An 11476-nucleotide genomic window follows, 5' to 3' on the forward strand; every position below is an offset into this window, starting at 1 on the left:
ACTAGAACAACTATAATTACGTCATGCTTATTCGAGTGGATCCTGCGTCAGAGACGCCGCTATTCGAGCAGCTCGCCACGAGCATCCGTCAGTCCGTTATCGACAAGTCGGTTGCGGCAGGGGAGAGACTCCCAGGTGCTCGCGAATTAGCCAGCTCGCTCGGCATCAACATGCACACCGTGCTTCGGGCCTATCAAGAATTGCGCGACGAAGGCTTCATTGAACTGCGTCGCGGACGTGGAGCAATTGTCGCCGCCACAACCACCAGCTATGACTCGCTTGCCGATGGCATCACCGCGGTCGTTGCCGAAGCCCGCATCCACAACGTTTCCTTAGCCGCACTGACTTCACTCATCCGAGAGGAATACAAATGAACCTTCCCGCCGAGAATGTTTCGCCTCAACTCACGCGCAATCGTCGACTCATCATTGTGATCGGTGTGGTTATCCCGCTCGTGATCACAATGGGGGCAGCATTCGTCATGGCGCTCTGGATTCCTGAACTGCCTAACCCCGTTGCCTCGCACTGGGGCACTTCAGGCCCCGACGGCTATTCGACGGTCGGCAGCGTGATCGCACTCCCGCTCCTCATCACCCTCGTGTTCGCTGCGGTGACTGCTTTCGCTAGTTGGCGAGGCGCACCTCACGGCGGAATGCTCTGGGTCCACAAGTTCTTGATCGCAACATCAGTGTTCTTGGCTGTTCTGATCAGCGTGATTGCGGCTGGCTCGCTGGCAGTCCAGCGCGGGGTAGAGAACGCCGAGAATGCACCAGACATCGGCGCAATTGTTCTCGCAGCTTTCCCCATCGCGATCATCATGGCCTTCTTCGCATGGCTGATGCTTCCCGCGGCCGAACGCATCAACTCGTCGCCGGTCGAGGTTGAGCCGATTCCCGGTGCGGTGACACAGCGGGTGCACTTTTCGAGCACCACTCGTGTCGGCGCTGGTGTGGTTGTTATTGTCGCGGTCGCCCTCGTGGCGTTGGGGGCTGCTCTTGCCGTTCAAGCGGTGAGCAACCCTGCAGAGCTTCTGTTGCCCGCCGTTATTGGGCTTGTCGTGATCGCGCTTGCCGTCAGTACCCTCTCGTGGCGAGTGACGATCGATCAGCGCGGGCTGCGGGTTCGCTCAGCACTGGGCTTTCCCCGCACCACGATCGCACCCGATCAGATCGACTCCGTCGCAGTCGTCGACGTCAACCCGATCGACGAATTCGGCGGCTACGGCTGGCGTTGGGCTCCCGATGGTCGTAGCGGCATTGTGCTCTCCAAAGGAGACGCCATCGAAGTGACGCGGATGAACGGCAAAAAGTTCGTCGTCACGATGCACGATGCTCAGCTCGGCGCCGAAGCGCTCGCGACGGTCGCTCGAAAATAGCGCCCGACGATCGGCTAACTCGCGTATCATTGCGGCTACACGCTATGAACCGGCTATCACCGGGGAGCATTCGGAAGAAATCGTCTCAACTCTTGTCTCGGCAGGGGAGCGGGCGGCAGTAGAACCGAACGGGTAAGCCCGTTACAGCGATATGAGTGGTGTACCTCTGGGTGCACAAGCGGGGTGGTACCGCGGCTGAGAGGTCGTCCTCGTGCAGATTATTCGCACCCACGTACCACTGGAGCCTCATGTCGTATCCCCGCCACAGCTCAGACGATTCCGTAGCGCCGTCACCGAAGTTTCCGGCGATCGAAGAGCAGGTGCTCTCGTACTGGAAGGCCGACGGCACTTTTCAGGCATCCATTGATCAGCGCGAAGGCGCGGATGAGTGGGTCTTCTACGACGGACCTCCTTTTGCCAATGGCCTCCCGCACTATGGGCATTTGCTGACCGGTTACGCCAAGGATCTCTTTCCGCGCTACCAGACGATGCGCGGCAAGCAAGTGCACCGTCGCTTCGGTTGGGACACCCACGGGCTACCCGCTGAACTCGAAGCGATGCGCCAGCTCGGCATCACCGAGAAGAGCCAGATCGAAGAGATGGGCATCGACACGTTCAATGCCGCCGCTCGCGAATCGGTGCTCAAATACACCGGTGAATGGCAAGAGTATGTAACCCGCATGGCGCGCTGGGTCGACTTCGAGAACGACTACAAGACCCTCGACGTGAATTTCATGGAGAGCGTCATCTGGGCGTTTAAGCAACTGCACGAGAAGAACCTTGCCTACGAAGGCTTCCGCGTTCTGCCGTACTGCTGGAACGACGAAACCCCGCTCTCCAACCACGAACTGCGCATGGATGACGACGTCTACAAGATGCGTCAAGACCAGACCGTTACAGTGACGTTCCCTCTCGATGGCGTGAAGGCCGAAAGCCTCGGTCTCACGGGAGTGAAAGCTCTCGCCTGGACGACAACGCCGTGGACGCTTCCCACTAACCTCGCTCTCGCTGTCGGTCCCGATATCGACTACGCGGTACTGCCCGCTGGCCCGCTCGGCGCAGGTGATGGTTCCGAAGAGGGCTCTGCGCAGTTCTTGCTCGCGGCCGACACGATCGCGGCCTATGCAAAAGAACTCGGCTACGAAACGGCCGAAGAGGCTGTTGCTGCCGTCTCGCGCACCATCAAGGGTGCAGAGCTCGATGGCGTTCGCTACGACCGCCTGTGGGACTTTTATGCGGATGCCGAGGCCTACGGCACCGAAAATGCGTGGCAGTTCTTGGTTGCCGATTATGTTGCTACTGGCGAAGGTACCGGCATCGTGCACCAGGCGCCTGCCTACGGTGAAGATGACCAAAATGTTTGTGCTGCTGCGGGCATCCCCGTCGTTATCTCGGTTGATGATGGCGGCAAGTTCTTGTCGTCGGTCGCTCCTGTCGCTGGAATGCAGGTCTTTGAAGCCAACAAGCCGCTGACGAAGCTGCTGCGCGACGAGGGCCGCCTGCTCAAGGTCGCGAGCTACGAGCACTCGTACCCGCACTGCTGGCGTTGCCGCAACCCGCTGATCTACAAGGCGGTATCGAGCTGGTTCGTGAAGGTGCCCGAGTTCCGCGACCGCATGAGCGAGCTCAATCAGGAGATCAACTGGGTTCCCGAGAACGTCAAGGAGGGCCAGTTCGGCAAGTGGGTGGGCAATGCCCGCGACTGGTCGATCAGTCGTAACCGCTATTGGGGTTCCCCTATCCCGATCTGGAAGAGCGACAACCCCGACTTCCCCCGCATGGATGTTTACGGCTCGCTTGCCGAAATTGAAGCAGACTTCGGTCGCTTGCCTCTCAATCACGATGGTGAGCCCGACCTGCACCGTCCGTTCATCGATGAACTGACGCGCCCGAACCCCGATGACCCGAGTGGTCAATCGACGATGCGTCGTATCGAAGACGTTCTCGATGTCTGGTTCGATTCGGGTTCGATGCCCTTCGCTCAAGTTCACTACCCCTTCGAGAACCAAGAATGGTTCGACAGCCACAGCCCGGCCGACTTCATCGTTGAGTACATCGGCCAGACTCGTGGCTGGTTCTACACTCTGCACACGCTGTCGACGGCGCTGTTTGACCGCCCGGCATTCTCGAATGTCATCAGTCACGGCATCGTGCTCGGCAATGACGGGCAGAAGATGTCCAAGAGTTTGCGTAACTACCCGGATGTCTCCGAGGTATTTGAGCGCGACGGTGCTGACGCGATGCGCTGGTTCCTCATGTCGAGTTCGGTTATTCGTGGTGGCAACCTGATGGTCACGGAGGAGGGCATCCGCGACGGTGTTCGTCAGCTTTTGCTGCCGCTCTGGAGCACCTATTACTTCTTCACTCTGTATGCCAATGCGGCAGACAACTACGAGGCGAAGTGGCGCACAGATTCCGAGAACGTTCTCGACCGCTACTTGCTGGCGAAAACGCGCGAATTGGTCGAAGACGTCACCGCCGAACTCGACGCTCTTGACAGCCCGATGGCCGCGGCCAAGCTCCGCGACTTCGCCGACGTTCTGACGAACTGGTATGTGCGTCGCAGCCGTGACCGCTTCTGGAGCGGAGACGACACAGATGCCTTCGACACTCTCTTCACGGTGCTCGAGACTGTGGCCCGCGTTGCTGCCCCACTCATTCCGCTGGTCGCAGAAGATATGTGGCGTGGCCTCACGGGCGAACGCAGCGTTCACCTCACTGACTGGCCTGATGCGACGGCGTTCCCGAGTGACCACGATCTCGTGGCGTCGATGGACCGTGTTCGCGAAATCGCTTCGAGTGGGCTCGCGCTGCGAAAGGCCCGCAGCTTGCGCGTGCGCCTGCCCCTCGCGTCGTTGACGGTCGTGAGCGCCGTGCCGTCTGCTCTTGCCCCGTTTAGCGACATCCTTCGCGACGAGCTGAACGTCAAGGCCGTCAAGTTCGAACTTCTTGAAGAGGGCTCTCTCGACAGTTTCGGCATCACGAAGAAGCTCACGGTCAATGCTCGCGCACTCGGGCCGCGCGTCGGCAAGCAAGTGCAGCACGTGATCAAGGAAGCCAAGGCAGGCAACTGGGAGACCACTGCTGACGGCGTCAGCGTCGACGGTATGGCTCTCGAGGCTGGCGAGTACGAACTGCAGATGGAAGCGGCCGATGAGTCGAGCGCGATCGCGTTCCTCTCCGACGGGGGCTTCGTCATCATTGATACTCAGCTCACTGCAGAGCTTTCTGCCGAAGGGCTCGCTCGCGACGTCATCCGCGCAATTCAGGATGCTCGAAAGGCGGCGGGGTTCGATGTGAGCGACCGCATTGACCTCGTGATCAGCGCGGATGATGCGTCAGATCATGATGCGATCGCATTCCACAGCGCGATGATCGCTTCAGAAACGCTTGCAGCGCAATCGGCCGTTCAGAGCTTCGCGAATGAGCTCGCAGCAGGCACACTGGAAATGCACCGCACCGAATTGGCGGCAGGAAAGTACGCCAACACGGGCGCGCTGGTGATCGACATCACCAAGATGGGAGCGACCAATGTCTAATCGCGATGACGAGTTCGACAACGACGGCGAGTCCGACAACGAAGGCGCTCGTGAGCGATCCGACGCAAACGGTGGCTCGATCGAGGATTCACTGACGGATGCCGAACGTGAAGAACTCGGCGCTGACCATCCTTTAGCCGACCTCAGCCCCTTCGCTGATGGGTTCGAGGGCACCAACATCGACGAGGATTCAGACTTCGAGCTCGAAGACTCCGAATACGCCTCGGATGCCGCGATCGTCTACGAAGAGCTTCTCGCGCGAATTGGGGAGCAGACACCACAGCCACGCCTCGAAGCAACTCGTCGCGCAGTCGAGCTGATCGGAGACCCTCAGCGCAACTACCCCGTGATCCACATCACGGGAACCAATGGAAAGACGTCCACGAGCCGCATCGCCGAAAGCATTTTGCGCGCCTATGGACTGCGCACGGGGCTCATGACGAGTCCGCACTTGGTGCGCGTCAACGAGCGCATCGTGATCGATGGCCGCGCTATCTCCAACCGCGCTCTGGCAGAGAACTGGGCCGACATCCGTCCGTTCTTGCTCATGACCGATTCTGAATTGCTGGCCAAGGGCGAAGAGCCGTTGACCTATTTCGAGGCGTTGACGGTGCTGGCCTTTGCGAGCTTCGCTGATGCGCCGGTCGACGTTGCCATTCTCGAAGTCGGTATGGGCGGGGAGTGGGATTCCACGAACGTTGCCGATGGCCAGGTTGCCGTCTTTAGCCCGATTGCTTTGGACCACACTCACCGTTTGGGCACGACAGTTTCGGAGATTGCGCGCACAAAGTCGGGCATCATCAAGCCCGCTGCCGCCATCGTCTCGGCGCTTCAGACTGCGGATGCTCAGATTGAGCTTGAGCGTGCTGCTGACCTCACCGAATCGACGATGAGCGTAGAAGGAGACGCCTTCGAGCTTGTGAGCAGCGACGTCGCCGTTGGCGGGCAATTGATCACGGTTCGCGGAATCGCCGGAACCTACGCAGACTTGTTCATGCCGCTGTTTGGCGAGTTCCAGGGCCACAATGCCGCACTCGCGATTGCTGCCGTTGAGTCATTCTTGGGCGCAGGCAGCCAGGCCCTCGTGCATGATGTACTTGCCGAAGGTCTCGCTACCGTGTCGTCGCCCGGTCGCCTTCAGGTCATCGGTGCTGAGCCAACAGTGATTGTGGACGCCGCCCACAACCCTCATGGCGCTGCGGCTCTCGCGACTGCGCTCAAGGAGTACTTCACCTTTGACGAGATCGCGTTCGTGATCGCTGTCCTCGACGATAAGGATGCCGCAGGAATCGTGGGTGCTCTTGCCCCGATTGCGCATCGCTTCTACGTCACAACGTCGGAGTCGGAGCGTGCAATTGCACCGGAGGAACTCGTGGAAACGGTGCGCACCTTCACTGAAGAGACGACCGATTTTGACACTTTTGCTGAAGCAATCGAGCTCGCCCGCGGATGGGCTGCCGAGAACGAACGGCGTGCTGTAGTCGTGACAGGCTCGATAACGCTCGTGGGTGAGGCGCTCGCGCTCGCCAAGGTCGAAGGGTGGAAACCGTGACCGCCGAACCGAAGGCTCGCAGAAAGCGTTCGGTCACCGAACTGCTTCTGAGCATCGTGTTAGTGCTCGACGCCACTCTCATTTTCTTTGTCGCCCTGACCGCATTTGGGCTCAAGGCGCTTGCTCCCGCCCCCGCATTTATCGGGGGAGCGGTCCTCATCGTGGTATTCGTGGCGCTAGCTCGGATGCTGCACCGCCGAGGCGCGATGGCCGTCGGTTGGGCTTTGCAGGCTGGTTTGATTGCGCTCGGTTTTATTCTCACTCCGATGTTTGTGGTCGGAGCTGGCTTCGCTGCCATGTGGGTTTTCTGCTTCATCAAAGGCCAGCAGATTGATCGCGCGAAAGCCGAAATTCTTAACACCCCGTCCGTGAACACCCCCTCTGAGGAGACACAATGAACATCGAAGAGACCCTTGTACTGATCAAGCCTGATGGCGTCGCCCGCAACCTGACCGGCGAAATCCTTCGCCGCATTGAAGCCAAGGGCTACCAGCTCGTCGACGTACGTCTCGTTCAGGCAGATCTTGATCTTCTGTCGCAGCACTACGCCGAGCACGAAGGCAAGCCCTTCTACGAGCCGCTGATCGACTTCATGCAGTCTGGCCCGACTGTCGCGCTGCGTATCGCCGGCAACCGCGCTATTGAGGGCTTCCGCTCACTGGCAGGCACGACGGACCCTACGACGGCAGCTCCCGGTACCATTCGCGGTGACCTTGGTCGCGACTGGGGTCTCGCGGTTCAGCAGAACCTCGTGCACGGCAGCGACTCGCCAGAGTCAGCAGCGCGCGAACTGGCCCTCTGGTTCGCCTAAACCGCTCATTCGCGGCTGAGCCACAGAGTGGCTAGCCCTATAACAATGGCGGGAGCCTGACAGTCGTCAGGCTCCCGCCATTGTTGTGTTCCCCGCAGGGAATATGTTTTAGAGGTAGCTCAAAACATCGAGGCGTACTTGAGCGACCACAGCGATGATGATGTAACCGATGATCGAAATGACGGGAACCCAGCTGTAGGCCGCACTGGCAGCCTTGCGAATACTGCGCGGTGCGGGAATGGCGCCGACTTTAAGGTTGCGGAGGGTTACGGCCCAGAACATCGGGATCATCACGGACCAGACGGTCATGCACCAAATGCACAGCGTGCCCAGATTGAAAATGCTCTGGTAGGACAGCCACAGAATGAATCCGAAGCCCGCAGCGACGCCGACGTTGAAGACTACCCAGAACCACGCGTTGAATCGTGCGTCGGCCAAGATCGCAGCTCCGACGACGAGCGGAGCGGTAAACGCGATGAGTCCGATAATGGGATTAGGGAATCCAAGCACGGCGCCCTGTTGAGACTGCAAATTCGCCAAACACTGAACCACGATGCTGAAATCACAACTCAGTGCAGCATCCGGGTTTTCGAAGACATGAATCTTCTCGAGCATCAGCTGGAACGAGGCCCACAGCCCGACAAGTCCGGCGAAGATAAGAAATATGGCGAGGGCGATGGGCCTATTGCGAACACCGGATGCAGTCATGCTGGGATTATCGCATGCGCGTCAGGCTCATTTTCTGAGAATGCGTGCGATAATGAACCGTAGTTATTCCGAGCCGCGCTCGGAACGACACCAAGAAGTCTTCCCGGGCATAGCGACCGGACCAGTTGCGCAACGCTGTTGCGTGAGTCGGATAGCCAGTTCCGAAGTGCTGTGAGAGAGCACAACTGCAGCGTGAGCCACGAGCCCGTTGCAGGACCTGAAGAATTAGTAGCGGTTCCCGAACCATAGGTTTGGTGGGGGAATAGCGCACGAGAGAGTACCCGGTGGGTGGCGCGGTCGCCTACAAGGGCAAGGAGTACACCAGCAATGGTGAATGAAAGCGATAAGTCGAAAGATATTCCGAAGAAAAAGGGCCTATTTGGCCGAATTCTTCCGTCATCCAAAGCAGCGGTAGAGAAGCCTGTGGCGCAGACGCCTCCGGCAGAGACCCCCGCAGCAGCGAAGGCTCCGGCCGCCGCAGAAGCGCTAGGCGAGCAGTCGTCTGCCGCAGCGCGTGAGCCTCGTGCGGCGAAGTCGTCCCAGCGTCCTGCTGCGAAGACCGCGAGCCAGCATTTGGGGCTAGAGGTTCCGGATGCCGTTACCGGCATGAAGGCCGATTCGACGACCTCAGATTCAGCAGACACTCCCGCAGCCAAGGCAGATCAAAAGGCTGATTCTGGTTCACCTTCCCGGTCGCGTGCGCGCAAGAGCCCGGCACCGAAGAAGGCTTCGGGGGAGGCAGCGAAGGCTGACAAGGCGGCTGCAATTGCGCCCCTCGTGCCAGCGTCCACGACGTCGCTACTTTTCCAAGCTCCTGACCTTCCCGATTTGCCGGCGCGGGCGCCTCGTTCGCGAAACGACTCCAACGCCGATCCTCGCGATAGCGACGGTCGTGACAACGGCAACAGCGACGAAGCAGGCAACGTGCGTCGTCGTTCGCGTCGCCGTTCCGGCGAAGAAGCTCGCCCCGGCGACGAGTCGCCCAACACTGTTGTTCGAGTGCGCCAGCCGCGCAAGCAGGCTGAGCCGAGCAACGAGCCGACCCGGGTTAAGGGATCCACGCGACTCGAAGCTAAAAAGCAACGCCGTCGCGATGGCCGCGATGCTGGTCGTCGCCGTCCCGTGGTGACCGAGAGCGAGTTCCTTGCGCGCCGCGAAAGCGTAGACCGCGTGATGGTGGTTCGTTCTAAGTTTGACCGCATCCAGATTGCTGTTCTTGAAGACGGTGTTTTGGTTGAGCACTATGTCGCTAAGGCTCAAGACGCCAGCCTCATTGGCAACGTGTACCTCGGTCGCGTCCAGAACGTTTTGCCGAGCATGGAGGCAGCATTCGTCGACATCGGGCGTGGCCGCAACGCTGTGCTCTACTCGGGTGAAGTTGATTGGGATGCCGCGGCGGAGAATTCCGCGGATGGCAAGCCCCAAGCTCGTCGTATTGAGCTCGCCCTCAAGCCCGGCGACCGCGTGCTCGTTCAGGTCACAAAAGACCCGGTCGGGCACAAGGGTGCTCGACTCACGAGCCAGGTTTCTTTGCCTGGCCGTTACCTCGTTTATGTTCCGAACGGTTCGATGAGTGGCATTAGCCGCAAGTTGCCCGACACCGAGCGTTCACGCCTCAAGAAGATCCTGAAGGGTGTCTTGCCTGAGAACGTCGGCGTCATTGTGCGCACCGCGGCTGAAGGCGCAACGGAAGAGCAGCTCACCCTCGACGTCAGCCGATTGACCGAGCAGTGGTCAGACATCAGCACCCAGGTCGAAAAAGCTCAGGCACCGGCACTGCTGCACTCCGAGCCGGATCTGCTGATCAAGATCATCCGTGACGTCTTCAACGAAGACTTCCACAAGCTCGTCATTGAGGGTAGCGATGCTCGCAAGACGATCGAGAATTACGTTCGTTCGGTTGCCCCTGACCTCGTTGATCGCCTTCAGGCACACGAGGGTTCGGTTGACTCCTTCGAGGAGTACCGCGTTTCGGAGCAGATCGAGAAGGCTCTCGACCGCAAGGTCTGGCTGCCCTCGGGCGGTTCGCTCGTAATTGACCGCACCGAAGCAATGACGGTTGTTGACGTCAATACGGGCAAGTTCGTGGGCTCCGGTGGAAACCTCGAAGAGACCGTCACGAAGAACAACGTTGAGGCTGCTGAAGAGATTGTTCGTCAGCTGCGTCTGCGCGACATTGGTGGAATCATCGTTGTCGACTTCATCGATATGGTCCTGGAGTCAAACCGCGATCTCGTGTTGCGTCGCCTCGTTGAGTGCTTGAGTCGTGACCGCACGAAGCATCAGGTGGCCGAAGTCACGTCGCTCGGTCTCGTTCAGATGACGCGTAAGAAGTTGGGCCTTGGCCTGCTCGAAACCTTCAGCGAGAACTGTGAAGTGTGTGCTGGCCGCGGCGTGATTGTTCATCACGACCCCGTGTCAAAGCACCGTTCGCAACCGACACAGAATGAACAATCGGGCGGTGGGCGTCGCGGACGCAACCGCGGTGGAAACAACAACTCTGGCGGTTCGAACAACAACGGCTCCGCGAGTTCCAGTTCCGCTGGTGGCGGCAACGGCGGATCGAGTGCTCAGCACTCTAACGGTTCCGGAAAGACTGCCGCTACGCCCGCATCAGGTTCGAGCAACGGTACTCACGCCATCACTGAAGACGTTCGCAACGCGCTCGCCCGCGTCGCAGCAAGCACGGTCGTGCCGATCAATGAAATTGGTCCGGATGCCCCTGCTGCCGACACAGCAGCGAATACTGCAACGTCGACACCGACCGTCGAGAGCCCGAAGGAATCGGCCCCTGAACCGAAGAAGTCACGTCGGAGCAAGAGCGGCAGACAGTCAGTTCCACAGTCGCAGGATGCAGAGCAAGTTGCAGCTGTTGAGGTCCCCGCTGACGAGCCTGCGGTCGCAATTCTCGATATCCCGATCACTAAGACGGAGAATGCGGCTCCGAAGATCAGCACGCACGATGCCGAGCAAATTCTTGGTTCGGTTCTCGAAGCTCTTCCCGAGCCGAAGCAGGCTGGTCACGGTCGCGCTCGTGGCTCCCGCCGCGCAAGCAGCCAAGGCAAGATCGTCAACGCCACTCCCGGCGACGAGAAGTAAAACTGTGAGGCTCGGCACTTTCAGAGTTTCGAGTTTGTAGGGTTGTTTCGTGACTACCACTGTGCCAGCGAGCGTCGATGATCATCATCATCATGATCATCGACCTCGCCGACCTCGGCAATCGCCTCGTCGTTGGCTCTGGCTAGCCATAGGAACGGTAGGCGTTGCCGGGCTTTTGGGGCTTCGCACCTTCACAGGCGAGCAGAGTTCGCTCAGCATTCCGGGTCTCTCTGCAGATCTTTTGACTCTCTCGACGAGCGTCATTATCGAGTCGCTTCCGTTCGTGGTTCTTGGAATCGTGCTGTCGATCGTGGTCCAGGCATGGCTCCCGGACGATTTGCTCATGCGGGTACCTGCCGCATAGGCCGGTCCTGCGCAGGGCAGCGATCTCC

General features: G+C 59.6%; 9 protein-coding genes. 8 read left to right on the plus strand and 1 reads right to left on the minus strand.

Features of this window, described 5'->3' with window-relative positions; all coding sequences use genetic code 11:
* The first annotated feature begins 23 nt into the window (after positions 1–23).
* From AACZ26_RS06545 to ndk, 6 genes are all read left to right on the plus strand, one after another.
* On the plus strand, positions 24–374 hold the full coding sequence (locus AACZ26_RS06545; protein WP_339620091.1) for a GntR family transcriptional regulator: 351 nt from the start codon (positions 24–26) through the stop codon (positions 372–374).
* A complete protein-coding gene (locus AACZ26_RS06550; protein ID WP_339620092.1) occupies positions 371–1375 on the plus strand; it encodes a DUF1648 domain-containing protein in 1005 nt (334 codons plus the stop codon). The genes AACZ26_RS06545 and AACZ26_RS06550 overlap by 4 nt, the downstream gene beginning before the upstream one ends.
* A 248-nt stretch (positions 1376–1623) precedes the next feature.
* Complete coding sequence (gene ileS, locus AACZ26_RS06555) at positions 1624–4914, plus strand: isoleucine--tRNA ligase (protein WP_339620093.1); 3291 nt, start codon at positions 1624–1626, stop codon at positions 4912–4914.
* A complete protein-coding gene (locus AACZ26_RS06560) occupies positions 4907–6466 on the plus strand; it encodes a folylpolyglutamate synthase/dihydrofolate synthase family protein (protein ID WP_339620095.1) in 1560 nt (519 codons plus the stop codon). Before ileS ends, AACZ26_RS06560 begins: the two co-directional genes overlap by 8 nt.
* Positions 6463–6864: a DUF4233 domain-containing protein gene (locus AACZ26_RS06565; protein WP_339620097.1), complete on the plus strand. Its 402-nt coding sequence runs from the start codon at positions 6463–6465 to the stop codon at positions 6862–6864. Before AACZ26_RS06560 ends, AACZ26_RS06565 begins: the two co-directional genes overlap by 4 nt.
* Entirely contained in the window at positions 6861–7277 is a 417-nt protein-coding gene (ndk, locus tag AACZ26_RS06570; RefSeq protein ID WP_339620099.1) for a nucleoside-diphosphate kinase, read from the plus strand. The genes AACZ26_RS06565 and ndk overlap by 4 nt, the downstream gene beginning before the upstream one ends.
* A gap of 108 nt (positions 7278–7385) precedes the next feature.
* Here the strand turns inward: ndk and AACZ26_RS06575 are convergent, their stop codons facing one another.
* Positions 7386–7985: a vitamin K epoxide reductase family protein gene (locus AACZ26_RS06575; protein ID WP_339620101.1), complete on the minus strand. Its 600-nt coding sequence runs from the start codon at positions 7983–7985 to the stop codon at positions 7386–7388.
* 327 nt (positions 7986–8312) lie between these two features.
* Here AACZ26_RS06575 and AACZ26_RS06580 point away from each other — a divergent pair, with 327 nt between their 5' ends.
* Together AACZ26_RS06580 and AACZ26_RS06585 are read left to right on the plus strand one after the other, a co-directional pair.
* The gene (locus AACZ26_RS06580; protein ID WP_339620103.1) at positions 8313–11084 is read left to right on the plus strand and encodes an Rne/Rng family ribonuclease; all 2772 of its coding nucleotides are present in this window, start codon (positions 8313–8315) and stop codon (positions 11082–11084) included.
* A gap of 49 nt (positions 11085–11133) precedes the next feature.
* A complete protein-coding gene (locus tag AACZ26_RS06585) occupies positions 11134–11448 on the plus strand; it encodes a hypothetical protein (RefSeq protein ID WP_339620104.1) in 315 nt (104 codons plus the stop codon).
* The last annotated feature ends 28 nt before the right edge of the window (positions 11449–11476 follow it).

The organism is uncultured Salinibacterium sp., from assembly GCF_963974405.1.
In the GTDB taxonomy this organism is placed as follows: Bacteria; Actinomycetota; Actinomycetes; order Actinomycetales; family Microbacteriaceae; genus Rhodoglobus.